This is a genomic window from Ensifer sp. 22521 (genome assembly GCF_052044795.1).
Classification (GTDB): domain Bacteria; phylum Pseudomonadota; class Alphaproteobacteria; order Rhizobiales; family Rhizobiaceae; genus Ensifer.
Window position 1 is genome coordinate 1 of record NZ_JBQENM010000035.1, and the last position, 19,147, is coordinate 19,147.

General features: G+C 61.9%; 18 protein-coding genes. 4 read left to right on the top strand and 14 right to left on the bottom strand.

What is annotated here, in order from left to right; all coding sequences use genetic code 11:
• A partial coding sequence (locus ACTJKE_RS32425; protein WP_440693514.1) for an alpha/beta fold hydrolase occupies positions 1–704 on the bottom strand: 704 nt, incomplete at its 3' end.
• Between the two features lie 196 nt (positions 705–900).
• On the opposite strand from ACTJKE_RS32425, the gene ACTJKE_RS32430 reads away from it, so the two are divergent.
• Complete coding sequence (locus ACTJKE_RS32430) at positions 901–1,353, top strand: MarR family winged helix-turn-helix transcriptional regulator (RefSeq protein WP_110879262.1); 453 nt, start codon at positions 901–903, stop codon at positions 1,351–1,353.
• 155 nt (positions 1,354–1,508) lie between these two features.
• Here ACTJKE_RS32430 and ACTJKE_RS32435 read toward each other — a convergent pair whose 3' ends face one another.
• From ACTJKE_RS32435 to ACTJKE_RS32485, 11 genes are all read right to left on the bottom strand, one after another.
• A complete protein-coding gene (locus tag ACTJKE_RS32435) occupies positions 1,509–2,627 on the bottom strand; it encodes a branched-chain amino acid ABC transporter substrate-binding protein (RefSeq protein ID WP_058320754.1) in 1,119 nt (372 codons plus the stop codon).
• Positions 2,628–2,743: 116 nt separating this feature from the next.
• The gene (locus ACTJKE_RS32440; RefSeq protein WP_057249025.1) at positions 2,744–3,088 is read right to left on the bottom strand and encodes a DUF6867 family protein; all 345 of its coding nucleotides are present in this window, start codon (positions 3,086–3,088) and stop codon (positions 2,744–2,746) included.
• A gap of 24 nt (positions 3,089–3,112) precedes the next feature.
• Positions 3,113–3,838 (bottom strand): ABC transporter ATP-binding protein, encoded by a 726-nt coding sequence (locus tag ACTJKE_RS32445; protein WP_057249024.1) that lies wholly within the window; start codon positions 3,836–3,838, stop codon positions 3,113–3,115.
• Entirely contained in the window at positions 3,835–4,728 is an 894-nt protein-coding gene (locus ACTJKE_RS32450; protein WP_057249023.1) for an ABC transporter ATP-binding protein, read from the bottom strand. Before ACTJKE_RS32450 ends, ACTJKE_RS32445 begins: the two co-directional genes overlap by 4 nt.
• On the bottom strand, positions 4,728–6,113 hold the full coding sequence (livM, locus tag ACTJKE_RS32455; protein ID WP_057249022.1) for a high-affinity branched-chain amino acid ABC transporter permease LivM: 1,386 nt from the start codon (positions 6,111–6,113) through the stop codon (positions 4,728–4,730). The genes ACTJKE_RS32450 and livM overlap by 1 nt, the downstream gene beginning before the upstream one ends.
• Before the next feature lie 4 nt (positions 6,114–6,117).
• Positions 6,118–7,020 (bottom strand): branched-chain amino acid ABC transporter permease, encoded by a 903-nt coding sequence (locus ACTJKE_RS32460; RefSeq protein WP_053248038.1) that lies wholly within the window; start codon positions 7,018–7,020, stop codon positions 6,118–6,120.
• 289 nt (positions 7,021–7,309) lie between these two features.
• A complete protein-coding gene (locus ACTJKE_RS32465; protein WP_112994641.1) occupies positions 7,310–9,736 on the bottom strand; it encodes an FAD-dependent oxidoreductase in 2,427 nt (808 codons plus the stop codon).
• A gap of 245 nt (positions 9,737–9,981) precedes the next feature.
• Positions 9,982–10,536: a sarcosine oxidase subunit gamma gene (locus tag ACTJKE_RS32470; protein WP_440693516.1), complete on the bottom strand. Its 555-nt coding sequence runs from the start codon at positions 10,534–10,536 to the stop codon at positions 9,982–9,984.
• Positions 10,537–10,546: 10 nt separating this feature from the next.
• Positions 10,547–13,504, bottom strand: a complete 2,958-nt coding sequence (locus ACTJKE_RS32475; protein WP_440693518.1) for a sarcosine oxidase subunit alpha family protein — start codon at positions 13,502–13,504, stop codon at positions 10,547–10,549.
• Positions 13,501–13,779 carry a sarcosine oxidase subunit delta gene (locus ACTJKE_RS32480; protein ID WP_440693520.1) on the bottom strand — a complete coding sequence of 93 codons (279 nt, stop codon included), beginning with the start codon at positions 13,777–13,779 and terminating at the stop codon, positions 13,501–13,503. Before ACTJKE_RS32480 ends, ACTJKE_RS32475 begins: the two co-directional genes overlap by 4 nt.
• 72 nt (positions 13,780–13,851) lie before the next feature.
• Positions 13,852–15,102: a sarcosine oxidase subunit beta family protein gene (locus ACTJKE_RS32485; RefSeq protein ID WP_057249017.1), complete on the bottom strand. Its 1,251-nt coding sequence runs from the start codon at positions 15,100–15,102 to the stop codon at positions 13,852–13,854.
• A 231-nt stretch (positions 15,103–15,333) separates the two neighbouring features.
• On the opposite strand from ACTJKE_RS32485, the gene cysQ reads away from it, so the two are divergent.
• On the top strand, positions 15,334–16,110 hold the full coding sequence (gene cysQ, locus ACTJKE_RS32490) for a 3'(2'),5'-bisphosphate nucleotidase CysQ (RefSeq protein ID WP_440693523.1): 777 nt from the start codon (positions 15,334–15,336) through the stop codon (positions 16,108–16,110).
• Positions 16,111–16,129: 19 nt separating this feature from the next.
• Here the strand turns inward: cysQ and ACTJKE_RS32495 are convergent, their stop codons facing one another.
• The gene (locus tag ACTJKE_RS32495) at positions 16,130–16,504 is read right to left on the bottom strand and encodes a response regulator (protein ID WP_440693525.1); all 375 of its coding nucleotides are present in this window, start codon (positions 16,502–16,504) and stop codon (positions 16,130–16,132) included.
• 223 nt (positions 16,505–16,727) lie between these two features.
• Between ACTJKE_RS32495 and ACTJKE_RS32500 the strand changes: the two genes are divergently transcribed.
• Entirely contained in the window at positions 16,728–17,240 is a 513-nt protein-coding gene (locus tag ACTJKE_RS32500; RefSeq protein WP_058320748.1) for a Dps family protein, read from the top strand.
• Between the two features lie 78 nt (positions 17,241–17,318).
• Here ACTJKE_RS32500 and ACTJKE_RS32505 read toward each other — a convergent pair whose 3' ends face one another.
• Positions 17,319–18,074, bottom strand: coding sequence for a Crp/Fnr family transcriptional regulator (locus ACTJKE_RS32505; protein ID WP_057249124.1), 756 nt, complete (start codon positions 18,072–18,074; stop codon positions 17,319–17,321).
• Positions 18,075–18,263: 189 nt separating this feature from the next.
• Here ACTJKE_RS32505 and ACTJKE_RS32510 point away from each other — a divergent pair, with 189 nt between their 5' ends.
• Positions 18,264–19,121 (top strand): SDR family NAD(P)-dependent oxidoreductase, encoded by an 858-nt coding sequence (locus ACTJKE_RS32510; RefSeq protein WP_440693527.1) that lies wholly within the window; start codon positions 18,264–18,266, stop codon positions 19,119–19,121.
• Positions 19,122–19,147 lie beyond the last annotated feature (26 nt).

Below are 19,147 nucleotides of genomic sequence, written 5' to 3' on the forward strand. Positions count from 1 at the left end.
CCCGGGCGGTTGAAGCCGAAGAACGGACCCGAGGCGATATCGCGGTAGAGCTTCGAGCGATCCTTGAGGCTTGCCGCCTGCAGCCCGTCGAACACCTCCTTCGGCAGGCCGCCGGGGTTCTTGTCGGTCTTGACCATCAGCGGCGGCACCGCCGAGATCAACCCGGCCTTGGCGACGCGGCTGGTGCCGTGGCGGCCGATGTAACGGCTGATCTCGCCGCCGCCGGTGGAAAAGCCCGCAAGGAAGATGCCCTTCAGATCGAGCGCATTGATCAGATCGGCAAGGTCGTCGGCATAGTGATCCATGTCGTTGCCGTCCCAGGGCTGCGACGAGCGCCCATGGCCGCGGCGGTCATGGGTGATGACGCGGAAGCCATTGGCGGCGAGGTGGAAGGCCTGCGCTTCCCAGCTGTCCGACGACAGCGGCCAGCCGTGGCTGAGCACGACGACCGGGCCATCCTTTGGACCCCAGTCCTTGTAATAGATCTCGACGCCATCGCGGGTGGTGATGCGGCTGCCCGAAATCCCCCCACCGTGCGAACGGGCGCTCGACTGGTTGTTGCTTGCCGCTGACACGTCGGCGGCCTTGGCCGAGCTGTTGACGGCCGATACGGCTGCAGCGGTCGCCGCAGCGCCGAAAGCGGCCGAGAGGACATCACGGCGGGAGATGCTGCTGGTTTCGGTCTTGCTGACTGCCTTGCTCATGGAAACGCTCCTTCTTCCCTGCGGTCATGCCGCGCTGCCGGTAAATAACTAGCGATTAAATCGTGCGCGATATATTCCCGTTTAAATCGCCATCAATTAGATCGTGCACAAAGCTTTATATTGCGATCGCACACCTGTCAATACCTTGCGATTATATCGCGAACGATTTATTTTAAGGAGATGACAGGAGAGAACGATGACTGGCACCGAACTCAAGGATGACGATGCGATGCTGACGCTCGATAGTTTCCTCTGCTTTGCGGTCTATTCCGCAAACCACGCCTTAACGCGCATCTACAAGCCTCTGCTGGAGGAACTCGACCTCACCTACCCGCAATATCTCGTGATGGTGTTGCTGTGGGAAAAGGACGACCAGACCGTCGGCAGCCTCGGCGAACGGCTCTTCCTGGAATCGAGCACACTCACCCCGATGCTGAAACGCCTCGAAGCGGCCGCCTACATCGCCCGCGTGCGGGATAAGACGGACGAGCGGCAGGTCCGGGTACAATTGACCGACATGGGCAAGGCACTGCGCCGGAAGGCGGTCGATGTGCCGCGCGGCCTCACGGAGGCGACAAAACTTGGCGCCGATGATCTCGAGCGGTTGCGCGCCGAAGTCTCGTCACTGCGAGACACCTTGCTGAAATAGCCAATCGCTGCGCCAAAGCCCCATCGCTTAGATGAGCATCCTTCCGCTTCCAGCAGTTCCACTTGAAAGCGTTATGCTCTCGGCCTCGCCAAAAAGAAAAGCCCGGCGATCGCTCGCCGGGCCCAACAGATCGGACGCAAGGTCCGAAATCAGAACTACTCGTTCTGGAAGTAGGTGTACTTGCCGTCGTCGCCCTTCTTCCAGGTGTACATGACGTAGTCCGGGCGGGTGATGTCGCCCTTTTCGTCATAGCCGAGCTCGCCGATCGCGGTCTTGAACGGACCCTTGGCCTTGATCGCTTCGGCAACAGCCTGCGCATCGGTCGTGCCGCCAGCCTTCGCAGCTTCTGCGATGACTTGGAGAGCGGCGTAGGAATAGAGCGTATAGGCTTCCGGCTCGAAGCCGGCAGCACGGAACTTCTCGACGAGTTCCTTGGAAGCGGGGTTCTTGCGCGGATCCGGCGCGAAGGTCATCAGCGTGCCGTCGACGGCGTCGCCGGCGATCGAGGCCAGTTCGTTCGAAACGATACCGTCACCCGACATCATCGTTGCCTTCAGGCCCTGGTCCTTCATCTGGCGCATGATCAGGCCGGCCTCGGTGTGCAGACCGCCCCAGTAGACGACCGAAACGCCGGCTTCCTTCATCTTGGCGATCAGAGCCGAGAAGTCCTTGTCGCCGATGTTGACACCTTCATAGAGGGCCTCGGTGAGGCCGGCTTCGTTCATCGACTTCTTGGTTTCATCAGCAAGACCCTGACCATAGGGGGTCTTGTCATGAATGACGGCGATCTTCGCGTCCTTGAAGTTGGCGGCAAGGTAGGCACCGGCTACTGCGCCCTGCTGGTCGTCACGGCCGCAGGTGCGGAACGTGTTCCACATACCGCGCTCGGTGAACTGCGGGTTGGTCGCAGACGGCGTGATCTCCAGGATGCCGTTTTCGGCATAGACTTCCGATGCCGGGATCGACACACCGGAGTTGAAGTGACCAACGACGAACTTCACACCGTCAGCGACGAACTTGTTGGCGACCGAGATGCCCTGCTTCGGGTCCGAAACGTCGTCGCCGAGCACAAGCTTGATCTGTTCCCCGTTGATACCGCCAGCGGCGTTGATGTCGGCAGCGGCCTGTTCGGCACCTTTCTGGAGCTGCGCACCGAAGGCGGCGTTCGGGCCAGTCAGCGGGCCGGCGACACCAACGAGAATATCAGCCCAGGCGGTGCCGCTGAAGGCGACCATCGCCGTCAGCGCAACGGCCGACAGAAGAGATTTTTTCATTCTTGTTACTCCCAAATATTCGAGCGGGTCTCGTTATCAACCTGCGCAATGCCCACCATAGTTGCGCCGGTGTTTCCTTCGCACCGGCCGCGGCGGACCGGCACGCGCTGTTCCCTTTATTTGGTCTTCCAGGAGAAAGGTGAAGCCTTCTCGTAGAGCCAATAGTAGATTTTGGTCATTTGCTTGGTCCGGTAGTACCGGAAAGCTACGGTAGCAAACAACAAAAGCACGATCGTGTCCACGATATAGTATTGCAGGCTGAACATCGTACCGCCGAAGAGGGCGTGATGGATGAAACGGATCGCCAGCCCGAGCAACGCCACGTAGAGCAGCAGCCGCGGAACGTTATGCCAACTTTCGGCCACGCTCTTGCCCGTGCGCCAGGCGGTCCAGCCGCCAAGCACGCAGCTTATGAAAAGAAACTGCCAGATCGACGCTTCTTCGTAGAGAATTCCCTGCATGTCACTTGCTCCAGATGCGGGCGATCAATGACGGCCGCCTTCGAGATAGGCCGCGCGCACTTCCGGATTGGCGAGCAGATCCCTGCCGCTGCCGCTCATCGTCACCCGTCCGTTGACCATCACATAGCCGCGGTCCGAAAGCTTGAGCGCGCCGAAGGCGTTCTGCTCGACGAGGAAGACGGTCAGGCCTTCCTCCTTGTTGAGTTTCTTGATCGCTTCGAAGATACCCTTGACGATCAGCGGCGCGAGACCAAGCGACGGCTCGTCGAGAAGCAACAGTTTCGGCCGGGCCATCAGCGCGCGGCCGATCGAGAGCATCTGCTGCTCGCCGCCTGACAGCGTGCCGCCGCGCTGTGCCTTACGCTCCTTGAGCCGGGGAAAGAGCCTGAAGATCTTTTCCACGTCCTCGTCGAAATGCTTCAGGTTGTCGAGGCTCGCCCCCATCTGCAGGTTTTCGAAAACCGTCATGCGCGGGAAGATGCGCCGTCCCTCCGGCGACTGGGCAATCCTCATACGCGCGATTTCGTGGGTCGGCAGGCGCGTGATGTCATGGCCGTCGAACATCACCGTGCCGGTGCGCGCCTGCGGGCTGCCGCAGATCGTCATCATCAATGTCGACTTGCCCGCGCCGTTGGCACCGATCAGCGAAACGATTTCTCCGCGATGGACCTCGACATCGACGCCGCTCAGCGCCCGAATGTTGCCGTAGTAGGTTTCGACGGCTTTCACTTGCAGCAGCGGCGCAGTCATTGCTTGGTGCCTCCCTGCCCGCCTTCGATTTCCTCGATTTGTTCGATCACCTGTTCAACCTCTTCATCCTCGACACCCAGATAGGCCGCGATGACCCTTGGATCGTTCTTCACGAAATCCGGGGTGCCGTCGGAGATCTTCTGCCCATATTCGAGCACGACGACATGGTCCGATATCTCCATGACCACGGACATGTCATGCTCGATCAGCAGGATGGAGGTGCCGGTGTCGCTGCGGATGCCCTGCAACAGTTCATTGAGCGCATGCGATTCGCGCGGATTGAGGCCAGCCGCAGGCTCATCGAGGCACAGCAACTCCGGTCCCGTGCACATGGCACGAGCAATCTCCAACCGCCGCTGCGCGCCGTAAGGCAAGTCCCCGGCCGGGTCGTCTGCCCGGTCGATCAGCGATGCCTTTTCGAGCCAATGCTTGGCGAGTTCAGTCGCCTCCCTGGAGGCCTGCCGGTAGGCAGGAAATCCAAGGAGCCCGAGCACAGTATAGCCCGACGCCAGCATCAGTTTGTTGTGCTGCGCGACCAGCAGGTTCTCGAGCACGGTCATGCCGGAGAACATCCGGATGTTCTGGAACGTACGCGCCACCTTTGCATGCTTGGTGATCTCGAAGTCCGGCAGCCGCTCGAGGAGATACTCCTTTCCGGACTTCTGCTTCATCGTGATCATACCCATCGTCGGCTTGTAGAAACCGGTGATGCAGTTGAATACCGTCGTCTTACCTGCCCCGTTCGGGCCGATCAGCGCGGTGATGTCGCCGCGATAGGCCTCGAAAGAGAAGTCGTTGATGGCCATCAGACCGCCGAAGCGCATCGACAGGTGCTCAACCTTGAGAATGGGATCTTGTGTCATTGTCATCGTCGTGGTCTCGAGGGCCATCAGCCATGCCCTTCCTTGGTAAAGCTGCCGGAGACGGCCTTGCGTTCGCGCAGGAACGCGGTCGGTTCACGCGATCCAACGAAGCCGCGCGGCTTCCAGACCATGACGACGACCATGGCCAGGCCAAAGATCAGCATGCGGTAGAGTTCCGGCGTGAAGTTCGGTCCGAAGACGGCCTTCAGGAAGTCAAGCTCACGCAGAATTTCGGTACCGCCGATCATGACGATCGCTGCGATCGCAATGCCGGTTAGCGACCCCATGCCGCCGAGGACGACGATCGCGAGGATCACTGCCGATTCGAGGAACACGAAGGATTCGGGCGACACGAAGCCCTGGCGTACCGCGAAGAAGGACCCGGCGATGCCGCCGAACATGGCGCCCATGGCGAAAGCCGTCAGCTTGGTGGTAACCGTGTTGATGCCAAGCGACTTGCAAGCGATCTCATCTTCGCGCAGCGCTTCCCAGGCGCGCCCGATCGGCATCCGACGCATGCGGATCGTCACGAAAGCCGTGATCAAGCAAAGACCGAGGATCAGGTAGAATAGGAAGATCTTGTAGTAGACCGACGAGATCGGCAGCCCCATCAATGCGGCAAAGCCATCCTTGGAGGCATCGAACTTGATGCCGAACAGCGTTGCCTTGGCAATGCCGGACACGCCGAACGTACCTTTGGTGACCTCGGTCCAGTTGATCAGGACAAGACGGATGATTTCGCCGAAGGCAAGCGTGACGATCGCCAGATAGTCTCCGCGCAGACGAAGCACCGGGAAGCCGAGGACCACGCCCCAGCAGGCGGCGAGGAGGCCGGCCACCGGCAACAACACCCAGAAGGACAGGCCCAGATAGGTGGAGAGCAGCGCGTAGGAATAGGCACCGACTGCGTAGAAAGCGACGTAACCGAGGTCCAGCAGGCCGGCGAGGCCGACGACGATGTTCAGGCCCCAGGCGAGCATCACATAGATCAGGATCTGGATGCCGAAATTGTCCACCCATTTCAGCGAGCCCTGAACACCGGTTAGCGCGACGATGACCGGCGGATAAAGGATCAAGGCAAGTATCGCAATCGTCGAGAAATTGCGGCTGAAGAAGCTTTCCTCCTTGGCAACTTCCGGCGCCGCCGCTTTGGCAGCCTTTCGCTGGGCAAGCCGCGGCTGGACATAGGCGACCATGAGGAAGCGGCCAACCATGGCGATGATCACGAAGATCGCCAGCAGGCCCCAACGTTGTGTCAGGATCAGCTCGTTGCGGATGTTCTGGTCGGTCTTGAGGCCGACGAACAGTACGAACAGTCCGAGCGTGATGAGGCCCGCGAAGACAGACTCGCGCAGGGCCCGCGCCGTCACCTCAGTGCCGGCGCTTGCAGTTGTAGAAGCAATGTTTGCCATTGAATTATACCTTCTCGACTTCCGGTCGTCCGAGAATACCCGACGGCTTGAAGATCAGAACGATTGCGAGAATGGAGAATGTCGCAACGTCCTTGTAGTCGATGGTGAAATAGGCCGACCACAGGGACTCAATCAGGCCGATCAGAAGTCCGCCCAAAACAGCGCCCGGCAGCGAGCCAATGCCTCCGAGAACGGCGGCGGTGAATGCCTTGACCCCGGGAACGAAGCCGTCGGTAAAAACGACCACGCCGTAATACATCAGGTACATGGTTCCCGCGACAGCAGCGAGTGCCGCACCCATGATGAAGGTCACCGAGATGGTGCGGTCGACGTCGACGCCGAGCAGAGCCGCCATCTTGCGATCCTGCTCGGTGGCGCGCTGTGCACGACCAAGCGGCGTCCTGTTGACGATGTACCAGAAGACGGAAAGCAGGATCGCCGTGATGATGATGATGATGATCTGCTTCAGCGAAATGGAGATGCCGAAAACCTCATAGACGGACGAGACGAGCGGCGGGATCGGCTTGTTGCGCGGTCCCTGCGTCACCTGGATGAAGTTCGACAACACGATCGACATGCCGATTGCGGTGATCAGCGGCGCCAGCCGGAATGACCCGCGCAGTGGCCGGTAGGCCACCTTCTCGATCGTCCAGTTCCACAGCGACGCCGCGAGCATAGCCACGACCATCATAAGCAAAAGCGCAAGTACAACCGGCACGCCTGCTATAAATGAGGTGAGAAGCAGAAAGACAATCAAAGCAGCAAAGCCGCCGAGCATGAAGATATCGCCGTGGGCGAAGTTGATCATGCCAATAATGCCGTAGACCATGGTATAACCGATTGCGATCATACCATAAATAGACCCAAGAGTCAGCCCGTTGACGAGCTGCTGGACGAAATACTCCATCAATCTTCCCCTGGACCAGATCCTTGAAGGTCCGGTCTCTTGTTTTTTGAGCTCATTTTGAGCGCTGTGTTTGATCGATTCCATACCTTTTTCAAACAAAAAGGAAAGCTAAAAAACGCGACTTCGGCAAAAACTTCCCCGATAAAATCGATTTGACGCTTTTAGAGCCAGAAAAACCAAAACTTCCGCAGCTTTCGCCCGCAAAATCATCAACTTTAGCCGTAAATGCCCGGGGATTAGCCTGGAGGCCTAGCCACCAAATGGCCAGGCCGGTGCGCTGCTTCGCCGCTCAGGTGCGTATCCGCTGCCCGTTTGCGTCGAACAAGGGATTCGCCTGGAGACGTGCCGGCAGAATCTCGCCCAGGAGTTCGATCGACCAGCCATCGCTGCGATCGGCGATCTCCTTCGATACGTATCCCATGGCCACCGAAACGCCGCTCGTGTGCGCATAACCGCCCGATGTCACCCATCCGCGCACGACTCCGTCGAGATAGATCGGCTCGTCGCCGATGACGTCGGCATCCCTGGCCTCGAGGACGAAGGTCCTGAGACGCAGGGCGCCACCGTCCGCCTTCTCCTTCATTGCAGCCACCTTGCCGATAAAGTCCGCGTCCTTGCCGGTCGCGATGAAGCGGCCGAGGCCGGCCTCGACCGGGCCATAGAGCGGACGGTACTCGCGCGCCCAGCTGCCGAAGGATTTCTCGACGCGCAGCGCATTCAGCGCCCTGAGGCCGAACAGCCGGATCCCGGACGCTGCCCCCTTCTCCATCAGCAGCTCGAAGAGATAACGCTGGTATTCGGGCTTCATCCAGATCTCGTAGCCGAGATCGCCGGTGTAGCTCACGCGGCCGACGATCACGGGCGCCATGCCGAGGTCCATCCGGCGGATGTCCAGGAATGGAAAGGCGGCGTCGGAGACGTCGAGATGGGTGAGACCGGCAAGCACGTCACGCGCCTTCGGTCCGGCGATCGACAGGCCAACCAGTTCCAGCTTCAGCGCCTTCAGCGAAACCGAGCCGTCCTCAGGCAGATGCGCCTCGAACCAGCGCATGTGATAGTCCTCGGCGATGCCGGAGCCGATCAGCAGGAAGTCTTCCTCCCCGAGCTTGGCAAGCGTGAAGTCGCCGATCAGCTTGCCGTCGTCCTTCAGCATCGGCGCCAGCGTCATGCGCCCCACCTGCGGAATACGGCAGGCCAGCAGCCGGTCGAGCCAGGCTTCAGCGCCCTCGCCCGTGATCGCATATTTGGCAAAGCCCGACGTCTCCATCAGGCCGACGCCCTCACGCACGGCGCGCGCTTCCGCGCCAACCGTCTCGAAATCCGTCGAGCGCCGCCAGGAGAAGGCGTCCTTCACCCCTTCGGGCGCAAACCACAGCGGCGTTTCGAGCCCATAGGACGCGCCGAAGACCGCGCCAGCCGCCTTCAGCCTGTCGTAGATCGGCGTCGTCAGCAGCGGCCGCGCACCCGGCAGTTCCTCGTTCGGATAGCGGATCGAGAAGCGGCGTGAATAGTTTTCGCGCACCTTGGCATTGGTATAGGCGAGCGTGGCGAAATCGCCGTAGCGGGAAACGTCCATGGCAAAGACGTCGAAGCCGGGGTCGCCATGGATCATCCAGTTGGCGAGCGCCAGGCCGACGCCACCGCCCTGGCTGAAGCCGGCCATGACGGCACAGGCCGACCAGAAGTTCCTGAGACCGCGCACGGGACCGACCAGCGGGTTGCCATCCGGCGAGAAGGTGAAGGGGCCGTTGATGATCTTCTTGATGCCGGCCCTGTTGAAGGCGGGGAAATGCCGGAACCCGACTTCGAGTTCCGGCGAGATGCGATCGATGTCTTCGGCAAGCAGTTCGTGGCCGAAATCCCAGGGCGTGGAGATCGGCGACCATGGGCGGCAGGCCTTCTCATAGGTGCCCATCAGCATGCCGTTGCGCTCCTGGCGCAAGTAGATCTCGCCGTCGAAATCGACGCAGTGCATCAGTTCCTTGCCGCGCGTCTGATTGAATTCGATGACCTCGGGCATGTCCTCGGTAATGAGATACATGTGCTCCATGGCGAGAACGGGCAGTTCGAGGCCGACCATGCGGCCCACTTCGCGCGCCCAGAGACCGGCGGCGTTGACGACGTGCTCGGCGACGATCTCGCCCTGGTTGGTGATCACCCGCCAGGAGCCGTCCTCCCGCTGCACCAGGTCCTCGACCTTGGTGTGCAGATAGATCTCGGCGCCGTTCTTCTTCGCCGATTTGGCGTAAGCATGCGTCGTGCCATAGGGATCGAGATGGCCTTCGACCGGATCGAAGACCGCGCCGACGAACTGGTCGGGATCGAGCAGCGGCATCAGGTCGTGCGCTTCCTTGGGCGTCAGCAGCTCGGCCTCGAGCCCCATGTAGCGCCCCTTGGCGAGGATCGACTTCATCCAGTCGAAGCGCTCGTTGGTGGCCGCCAGCATCATGCCCGACGTCATGTGCAGGCCGACGTCCTGACCGGAATACTCCTCAATCTCCTTGTAGAGCTCGACCGTATATTTCTGCAGCTTGGCGACGTTCGGGTCGCCGTTGATCGTATGCATGCCGCCGGCCGCATGCCAGGTCGAGCCGGACGTGAGCTCCGACCGCTCGAGCAGGACAGCATCGGTCCAGCCGAACTTCGTCAGGTGATAGAGCACCGAGCAACCGACGACACCGCCTCCGATAACGACGACCTTGGCATGGCTTTTCATGCGTACACTCCGTCTTTCCATGCTCCGGCGGAGGCATGGCCAAATTGTCAGGAAGAAAATCAAGACCGCTTGCCTTCCGGACAGAAGCGCAGGCGGCGAATGATGGCAGCCTAGTCAGAAAGGCGGCGCCGATAAAGACACGGCTGCGAAGGGCGCTTGTCCATTTCCGCCGTTTGCTGGCGGATCGGCGACCCGTTTGCGGCATTTCATGCCGCATTTGTTTTCAGCCTCTCGAAAGAGGCCGTTCAGTCTGAAAAAGCGGCGGTGAGATCGAACGCCCGCCCCATCCGCATCAGGTCGTCGAAGAGCGATTCGGCGTAGCTCCGCGGCACGATCAGTTCAAACGTATCCTCGTCCGTCCGGGCGAGATTGACCGGGATGTGGCCGCACAGAACATTGGCACTCCCCCCAAGCGAGAAGGCCGCGGGATGAACGTCGAGGCCGATACCTTTGGCAAGGATGCTGCGCACGTTCGGGCCGGTGAGGCGGAAGACGACGCGCCCGTCGCTTTGGTCGACGACATAGGCGCCCCCGTCGCAGAGCTCTTCGAGGCGACGCACGAGCCCGCTCGGCGCCTCCACCTCGGAGACCACCAGCCATTCCCCAGGGCCTGAGAAGCGCAGCGACAGCTCAGGCGCCGAACCAATCGCCCGCCGCACTGCCTCCGCCTGCCCGGCACGGGCAAGAACCGTCGCCATCGTACGCCAATGGCCGATCATCAGGTGATCGGCGGCCGCGGGCCTCGGTGCAGAGCGCAGTTTCTGTTCCAGCGCGTGGCGGTTGTTGTAGTCGCGAACCATCACCGCCTCCTCAGGCCTTCAGCTTTGCGTTTTGCGGATCGACGAAGACCGGATCGCAGACCTCGGCGACGATCTCCTGATCGCGCAGCTTGTCGAAAACGATGACCTTCTCGCCGTACCGCTCACGCCCGGACTTCAGGAAGGCAAGTGCGATGGCATGCCCCAGGACCGGCGAGAACCCGGCCGAGCTTACCCAGCCCTGATCGTTCAGCGTCGAGGGCTTCGTACCTTCCTTGAGCAGATGGGCGCCGGCGCGCATGTCCTTGTCGGTATCGACGGGCTTCAGCCCGACGAGCTGCATGCGGTCGGCGGCCGTCAGCCCGTAGCGCGTCGACAGCCGCTTGCCGATGAAGTCGACTTTCTGCATCGACAGCATACGGCCAAGGCCGGCGTCGTCGGGTGTCACGCGACCGTCGAATTCGGCATGCGTCAGCAGTCCCTTCTCCAGCCGCAGCACATTGAGCGCTTCGACGCCATAGGCGCAGATATCGTGGGGCCGGCCGGCCTCCATGATCTGGTCCGCCACCGCTTCGCCATAACCGGCCGGCACGGCCAGTTCGAAGGCGAGTTCCCCGGAAAAGGAAATACGGAAGAGCCGCGCGGCCACGCCGCTTTTCAGAACGATCTTCCGGGCGGAAAGGAACGGAAATGCGCCGTCGGAAATGTCGCCGTCGACAATCTGCTGCAACACCGCGCGTGCCTTCGGGCCGGCAATCGCCATCTGCGCCCATTGGTCGGTCGACGAAGTAAAACGCACCTCAAGCTCCGGCCAGAGCGCCTGCGCACAATATTCCATGTGCGCCATGACCGGGCCGGCCATCGCCGTTGTCGTGGTGATGAAGAAATGCGCCTCGTCGAACCGGCTCACCGTGCCGTCGTCGAAGACGAAGCCATCTTCGCGCAGCATCAGACCGTAACGCGCCTTTCCGACCGGCAGCTTCAAGACCGGGTTGCAGTAGAGCCGGTTGAGGAACTCCGCGGCGTCCGGGCCGAAAACTTCGATCTTGCCGAGCGTCGAGACGTCGCAGAGGCCGACATTGGCTCGCACGTTCAGCACTTCGCGATCGACGCTTTCGCGCCAGGTCTTCTCACCGGCGCGCGGGAACCAGGCCGAGCGATGCCAGAGCCCCGCCTCAACGAAGGTCGCACCGTTTTTCATCGCCCAGCCATGCAGCGGCGACTTTCGTGCCGGCGCTGCGTGTTCGTCGCGTGCCGTCCCGGCAAGCGCACCAAGGGAGACCGGTGTGTAGAAAGGCCGGAAAGTCGTGGTGCCGACCTCCGCTGGGCTGACACCGCGCATGCCCGCGAGAATGCCGACGGCGTTGATGTTGGAAAGCTTGCCCTGGTCGGTCGCCATGCCGTTGGTGGTGTAGCGCTTGGCATGCTCCACATGGCCGAAGCCTTCGCGAAGCGCGAGGCCAAGATCCTTCGCATGCACGTCGTTCTGGAAATCGACGAAGGCCTTCGACTTGGCACCCGGGACATACCAGAGCGCAGTGAAGGAAGAGGCTTCTTCAGCATCGACGACAGGAACGGCGGCCGAAACGGCGTTGAAACCGAGATCCGCCGCAATCGTTGCGGCCTTCTCCGCACCATCGGAAAGGCAGCCGGCGAGCGTATAGATACCGTTGGCAGCACCGACGGGGCGCAGACCACCGCCAACGTCGGGCGCGGCGAACGCTTTTAGCTCCTCAGACCAGATTGGTTTTGCCCCACGCTGGCAGGCAAGATGCACGACCGGGCTCCAGCCGCCGGACATGCCGAGTGCATCGCAGGCGATCAGTTCCTCGAAGCCGGAGCGCTCGACGACGATGCCCTTGAGGCGTTGCCTGCCCTTGGTATCGACGATGGAGGCCGAACGGATGACCCGGACACCATCGGGCGCCTGATCGCCGGATTCCGCTCGGGCATCGACGATCGCTGCGATCGCCACGCCTTTCGCAGAAAGCGTCCGCGCCGTGCGATAGCCGGCGCTGCCGCTGGTGAAGAGCGCGACCGTCTTGCCTGCGGCCACGCCGTAGCGTTCGGCAAAGGTGGTCATGGCACCGGCCATCATCACGCCGGGGCGATCATTGCCGCCGAAGACCAGCGGCCGTTCCTCGGCACCGGTTGCGAGCTGCGCGCGCTTGGCAACGATGCGCCAGACGCGCTCGCTTACTAGCTTCGACGACGGCTCGGCGACGTGTTTCTGCACACGCTCGACCGCGCCGAAGACGTTGTCGTCGTACCAGCCGAAGACGGTGGTGCGCGACAGCAGCGTGACGTTGGGTAGAGATTGCAGTTCCGCGACCGTGCGGTCGGCGAAGACGGATGCCGGGGCGCCGTCGATGGTTTCGCTGGTCGAAAGCAGGGAACCGCCGAGCCGGAAATCCTCGTCTGCAACGATGACGCGGAGGCCGGCGCGGCCGGCCGTCAGCGCCGCCATCAGTCCGGACGGACCGGCACCGACGACGAGCAGATCGCAGAAAGCCCAGGATTTCTCGTAGGTCTCGGGGTCGCGCTCGAGCACCGCCCGGCCGAGGCCCGCAGCACGGCGAATGAAGGGCTCGTAGACCCGCTCCCAGAACTGCTTCGGCCACATGAAGGTCTTGTAGTAGAAGCCGGCGCCGAGGAAGGGCGACAGCACGCCGTTGACTGCCCCGATATCGAAGGCGAGCGACGGCCAACGGTTCTGGCTTCGCGCCGTCAGCCCGCCATAGAGTTCGGCGACGGTCGCCTTGGTGTTCGCATCGGTGCGGGCACCGGAGCCGATGGTGACGAGCGCGTTCGGCTCAGAGGGCCCGGCGCTGACGATGCCGCGTGGCCGATGGTACTTGAAGCTGCGGCCGACGAGCATCTGGTCGTTGGCAAGGAGCGCCGAGGCCAGCGTATCGCCCGCAAAGCCGCGCAATGGACTGCCGTCGAAGGTGAAGCTCAGCGTTTTGCTGCGATCGATCAGACCGCCGGAGGACAGACGATGGCCGGTCATCGCTCAACCCTCCGCGCAAACGCGGCGGCATCGACGACGGAATAGACCTCGTGGGTGGCCGTATCACGCTCGACGACGAGGAAGCGGCGACAGCCGGCGACGTGATGCCAGTGCTCGAAGGTCCGGCCGCGCGGGTTGGCGCGCACATAGACATAGTCGTGCCAGGCTTCGTCAGAGTCCATCGGTTCGGGGCGGCCGCGCGAGGCATCGCCGCGGATCGCGAATTCTTCCTTCGGTCGAACCCCGCAATGCGGGCAGGTAATCAGGCTTGCCATTGTCTTCCGTATCCTGAAGCCGACCTCGGCCCCCGTTCATTCCGTACTGCCGGGCGGACCGGCAAAGTGCTGTCAGTGAAGGTTGGGCTGTGGGCCGGCGCCGGCCTCGTCAACGGCATAGCCGCGCGCGAAGCGATCAAGCCTGAGGGCGCGCGCCACCGGATGGGTATCGTTCCTGGCGATCAGATGAGCGAAGCAATAACCGGAGGCCGGCGTCGCCTTGAAGCCGCCGTAGCACCAGCCGCAGTTCAGGTAGAGATTGTCGATCGAGGTGCGGTCGATGATCGGCGAACCGTCCATGCTCATGTCCATGACCCCGCCCCAGGCGCGCAGCACCCGAACGCGTGACAGGCCGGGGATCATCGTCACCCCCTCCTCCATCACATGCTCGGCGGTCGCAAGATTGCCGCGCTGAGCATAGGAGGAGTAGCCGTCGATCTCGGCGCCGAAGACGAGGCCGCCCTTGTCCGACTGCGAGATGTAGAAGTGGCCGCCGCCATAGACGATCACGTGGTCGATGCAGGGCTTCAGCCCCTCTGTCACGAAGGCCTGAAGTACATGGCTTTCGAGCGGCAGCTTGAGGTCCGCCATCTCGCCGACGCGCGAGGAATTGCCGGCCGCAGCCAGCGCCAGCTTGCCGCAGCCGATGAAGCCCTTGGTCGTTTCGACCCCGGTGACGACGCCGTTTTCGCGGCGGATGCCGGTCACTTCGCAATGCTCGATGATGTCGACGCCATGCCGGTCGGCACCGCGGGCATAGCCCCAGGCGACCGCATCGTGTCTCGCCGTGCCGGCGCGCCGCTGCAACAGCCCACCGAGGATCGGATAACGGGCGTGGTCGTAATTGAGAAAGGGGATCATCTTCTTCAATTGTTCACGCTCGATGAGCTCGGCCGCCACGCCTTCCATCCACATCGCGTTTCCGCGCCTGATATAGGCGTCGCGCTGGGCGTCGCTGTGATAGAGCATGATGACGCCGCGTTGCGACAGCATCACATTGTAGTTGAGGTCCTGCTCCAGCCCTTCCCAGAGCTTCATCGAAAACTCGTAGAAGGGTTCGTTGCCGGGTAACATGTAGTTGGAGCGCACGATCGTCGTGTTGCGCCCGACATTGCCTGAACCGAGATAGCCCTTCTCCAGCACCGCGACGTTCTTCACGCCGAATTCCTTGGCGAGGTAGTAGGCGGTCGAAAGACCGTGCCCGCCGCCGCCGACGATGATCACGTCGTAATGCGGTTTCGGCTGGGGCTGGCGCCATTGCGGCTTCCAATTCAGGTTTCCGGAAAGGGCGTTCCTGACGAGCGAGAAGGCGGAATAACGCATGAAGGCATCCAGGTGAGTTGCGTCGGCACATTTGCACAGCCGTGAGGCGGAAGCCAAGACGCAAGCCTGTCGCAGGTGCAAAAAACCGTTCGCTGGCTCATCGTGCACTTCGCTGCGCAGCGGAATGGATCGATGTTCGTCTCCCATCGAATGCGCCTACCGCCAAAAGCACGGGTACCATCCTGTTCCCGATATGCTATGGGCTTGGTGATGGACGGAAAGTAAGGGCGAATGCTGGAGATACTGCAACAATCGGCGATATCAGCGGGTCGGGCCATTCTCGACATCTACAACGCAGGCCCGGCGGTCACCTACAAGGCGGACTTTTCGCCGGTCACCGACGCCGATGCCTGCGCCGAGCGCATCATCCTGGCGGACCTCGCCCGCGCCTTCCCGGACGTGCCTGTGGTCGCCGAAGAGGCTGTCGCCGCAGGCTTCGTGCCTGACATCACCGGCAAATCCTTCTTCCTTGTCGATCCGCTCGACGGCACGAAGGAATTCATCGGCCGGCACGACGACTTTACCGTCAATATCGCGTTGATCGAGAACGGCGCGCCCGTGGCCGGCGTCGTTTACGCACCGGCGCTCGGCATCCTCTATGCGGCGAACCACGGCAAGGCAGTGAAGGCGGTCATCGACCAGACCTTTCACCTCGACCATGAAACGATCATTGGCTGCCGCAGTTGCGGCGATCGCATGGTGGGTCTAGCCAGCCGTTCGCACAACAGCGCCGAGACGATCGCCTACCTCGCCGAGCACGGCATAGCCGACTACAGAGCGGTCGGATCGTCCCTCAAGTTCTGCCTTCTCGCAGAGGGGCTCGCCGACGTCTATCCGCGCTTCAGCCGCACGATGGAATGGGACACGGCCGCGGGCGATGCCATCCTCCGGGCGGCTGGCGGCGAAACACTGACGATGGACGGTGCGCCGCTCACCTACGGCAAGCGCAACCAGAAGAACGACAGCGACTTCGCCAACCCCTGGTTCGTTTCGCGCGGCAAGCCGTAAGGACCCCGCCGGGAACCCATCACTCTTGCCGAATTCCAGCGGCGATCAGCTGGCCGAGCGTCCTCTCGTTGAACGGCTTGTCTATCCGCGGGACGTCCCGCAGATGCCCTGGGAAAAGCTCCATGTCGCTGTAGCCGCTGGTGAACCCAAACGGCATGCCGCGTGCAAGCATCGCATCGGCAACGCCGAAGCTCGTATGGTTATCGAGACGGACGTCGAGGATTGCAAAGTCAAAGCTCTGTCGAGACAGGATCTCCATCGCCTGGTCCGCGTTCGCCGCGATCGTCACCTCGGCAATACCGAGCGACATCAGGATTTCTTCGGCATCCGATGCAATGAGGAAATTGTCTTCGAGAACAAGAACGGCCCGGACATGCGGCGGAACTTCGTCCATCCAGCTTACTCCACCTTGTGCGCGTACCGACAGGGCATTCGCGCCGATAAGAGCAAGCTATAGGCGCCTCGAGGCGGCCCGGCATTTAAATAAGACATGTAGCGCCGATTGGGGCCAAGCGCGGAACAACCGACCGGTACCGACGTTCAACACCGGTACGCGGATCACGATCGCAAGCGATCGCTGTTTCGCGGCTTTCTCAAGATAGAACGGGAGCAGGAGAATGAAGCAGACAGCCTCCGTGCTTAAACCGAAGGTCAAGGACGAAGAATTCGACATCGGCCTGACCAGGGCCTACCGTCAGCAGATGGCAGCGGCACTGTCCGACATCCTCGCCGATACCTACAAGCTGGTGATCAAGAGCCACATCTACCATTGGAATGTGGTCGGCCCATTGTTCAAGCCGCTGCACGAATTGACGGAAGAGCACTACAACACGCTCTTTCAGGCGACTGACGTGATTGCCGAGCGGATACGTGCACTGGGTCACCTCGCCCCAGCCAAACTCACCGAGGCGGCGGCATTTGCCCCGAGCGGCGGCTCCGTCAACCACGCGAGCGCGGCCGACATGGTGGCCGACCTGATTGCCGATCACGAGGCGGCCGTGCGCCGCATGCGCGATGCCGGCACCAAGGCGGACGAGAACGACGACCTTGTCACCACGGACATGCTGACCGATCGCCTCAACTTCCACGAAAAGGCGCTTTGGATGCTGCGCGCGATCGTCGCAGCCTGATCCTATCGGGGTCCGGCATCGATGCGGCGACGTTCGCCGCATCGGAAAGGAAAGGATACGGCGCCCTTCAACGGCATTTCAGATGAAGGGCCGCTTGGGTTCATTCAACCCTTCCCAGCCCGAAATCGCAAGCAATCCATCGATATCGCGGACATTGCAGCCCTTGTCCGCCCACCGGATCAGGTCGCGCTCGGCAAGCTTCTTCAACGTCTTGTTGGTATGGACGATCGAAAGACCCAGCGTATCGGCCACATGCTGCTGCGTGACCGGAATGGCGACGCGACTGCTGCTGAAAAGGTCGAGTGCCTTTGCACGCTGGTAGAGAAAGGCAAGCAGGTAGGCGGCCCGTTCCAGCGCCGAGCGGCGACCGATGCTCAGGAGGTTCTCATCCAGAATGCGCTCCTCGCGCGCCGCGATCCAGGTGAGGTCATAGGCGAGTTCGGGATAGTTGGCGAACAGGCGGTTCAGCTTGCCGCGCTCGAAAACGCAAAGGGTCACCGGCGACAGCGCTTCAATCGAATGCTGCATCTCCCCCATCAGGCTGCCCTGCAGGCCGATCAGATCACCCGGCATCACATAATTCAGGATCTGGCGGCGTCCGTCATCGAGCATCTTGTAGCGAAAGCCCCAGCCGGAAAGCACCGTGAAGAGGTGGGCGCTGTGCGCGCCTTCAACGAGGATGGTTGCGCCGCCATCGACTGCGAGTTCACCGGTCTTGAATTGCGACACAAAGGCGAGTTCTTCATTTGTGAAGGCGCGAAAATGGTCGAGCTTCCGCAATGGACAGCTTTCGCAAGGTGTGCGTTTTTCGTTTCGAGTTGCAGTTCCGTTCATCGTTCCATCCGCGAAAATGCCTTCGGCCACGCGTTCAATGCAAAACTGCAAGTAGCGCCGGAGCTGCCCGGGACAAGGGACGGCCTTGAAAACACATGGTTTTCAGGAGCCTCTTGCCGAGACGCCAATGGACAGGCCGTCCTTGGCGCCCTATCTCTTGCATTCGATCCCACCGCTGGAGCTTCCGCCATGCTGCACCCCGCCTTCGCCCCCAACAATGTTGCCGTCGTCACCGGCGCCGCCTCCGGCATTGGATTGGCAGCATCGCGCCATTTCGCCTCGCTCGGCCTGCGCGTCGTGCTCGCCGACCTCGCAGGCGAGAGATTGGACAAAGCGGCCGCCGAGGTCGCTGCCGTCGCGCCGGCGGGTGCGCAGCACGTCGTTGCGGTCCCGACTGATGTCTCGCGCCTCGAAGATCTGGAAGCGCTCGAACGCGAGACGCGTCGACGGTTCGGCGAGGTGCACGTACTCATGAACAATGCCGGTATCCAGCCCGGCAGCGCCATACTCGGTGCGTTGGCAGCCTGGGAGGCGACGATCGGCGTCAATCTCTGGGGTGTCATCAATGGTGCCCGCACCTTCGCGCCGGGCATGGTCGCCCATGGCAAGGCGGCGGTCATCATCAACACCGGCTCGAAGCAGGGCATCACCACGCCGCCGGGCGACCCGGCCTACAATGTCTCGAAGGCGGGTGTGAAGGTCTTCACCGAAGCGCTGGAACACGAGTTGCGCAACACCGCCGGCAGCCAGGTTCACGCCCACCTCCTGATCCCCGGCTTCGTCTATACGTCGCTGACGGCCCATGGCCGCACCGAGAAGCCCGCCGGCGCCTGGACGGCCGAGCAGACCGTCGACTTCATGATGGAAAGTCTCGCCCGCGGCGATTTCTATATCCTCTGCCCCGACAACGACGTCGCCCGCGCCACCGATGAGCGACGCATTCTCTGGGCTGCCGGCGACATCGTCGAGAACCGGCCGCCGCTGTCTCGCTGGCATCCGAAGTACGGGGAAGCGTTCAAGGCGTTCCTCGAAAAGGATCGCGACTGATCCCCGGACGTAAACACAGCGTTCGC

What these genes read in the sequence shown, in the direction of transcription:
- ACTJKE_RS32485 (WP_057249017.1), bottom strand. Translation starts at nt 15,102, where the DNA reads ATGCGTTATTCCGCCTTCTCGCTCGTCAGGAACGCCCTTTCCGGAAAC.
- ACTJKE_RS32470 (WP_440693516.1), bottom strand. Translation starts at nt 10,536, where the DNA reads ATGGTTCGCGACTACAACAACCGCCACGCGCTGGAACAGAAACTGCGC.
- ACTJKE_RS32495 (WP_440693525.1), bottom strand. Translation starts at nt 16,504, where the DNA reads ATGGACGAAGTTCCGCCGCATGTCCGGGCCGTTCTTGTTCTCGAAGAC.
- cysQ (WP_440693523.1), top strand. Translation starts at nt 15,334, where the DNA reads ATGCTGGAGATACTGCAACAATCGGCGATATCAGCGGGTCGGGCCATT.
- ACTJKE_RS32505 (WP_057249124.1), bottom strand. Translation starts at nt 18,074, where the DNA reads ATGAACGGAACTGCAACTCGAAACGAAAAACGCACACCTTGCGAAAGC.
- livM (WP_057249022.1), bottom strand. Translation starts at nt 6,113, where the DNA reads ATGGCAAACATTGCTTCTACAACTGCAAGCGCCGGCACTGAGGTGACG.
- ACTJKE_RS32465 (WP_112994641.1), bottom strand. Translation starts at nt 9,736, where the DNA reads ATGAAAAGCCATGCCAAGGTCGTCGTTATCGGAGGCGGTGTCGTCGGT.
- ACTJKE_RS32445 (WP_057249024.1), bottom strand. Translation starts at nt 3,838, where the DNA reads ATGACTGCGCCGCTGCTGCAAGTGAAAGCCGTCGAAACCTACTACGGC.
- ACTJKE_RS32475 (WP_440693518.1), bottom strand. Translation starts at nt 13,504, where the DNA reads ATGACCGGCCATCGTCTGTCCTCCGGCGGTCTGATCGATCGCAGCAAA.
- ACTJKE_RS32510 (WP_440693527.1), top strand. Translation starts at nt 18,264, where the DNA reads ATGCTGCACCCCGCCTTCGCCCCCAACAATGTTGCCGTCGTCACCGGC.
- ACTJKE_RS32440 (WP_057249025.1), bottom strand. Translation starts at nt 3,088, where the DNA reads ATGCAGGGAATTCTCTACGAAGAAGCGTCGATCTGGCAGTTTCTTTTC.
- ACTJKE_RS32460 (WP_053248038.1), bottom strand. Translation starts at nt 7,020, where the DNA reads ATGGAGTATTTCGTCCAGCAGCTCGTCAACGGGCTGACTCTTGGGTCT.
- ACTJKE_RS32435 (WP_058320754.1), bottom strand. Translation starts at nt 2,627, where the DNA reads ATGAAAAAATCTCTTCTGTCGGCCGTTGCGCTGACGGCGATGGTCGCC.
- ACTJKE_RS32480 (WP_440693520.1), bottom strand. Translation starts at nt 13,779, where the DNA reads ATGGCAAGCCTGATTACCTGCCCGCATTGCGGGGTTCGACCGAAGGAA.
- ACTJKE_RS32450 (WP_057249023.1), bottom strand. Translation starts at nt 4,728, where the DNA reads ATGGCCCTCGAGACCACGACGATGACAATGACACAAGATCCCATTCTC.
- ACTJKE_RS32500 (WP_058320748.1), top strand. Translation starts at nt 16,728, where the DNA reads ATGAAGCAGACAGCCTCCGTGCTTAAACCGAAGGTCAAGGACGAAGAA.
- ACTJKE_RS32430 (WP_110879262.1), top strand. Translation starts at nt 901, where the DNA reads ATGACTGGCACCGAACTCAAGGATGACGATGCGATGCTGACGCTCGAT.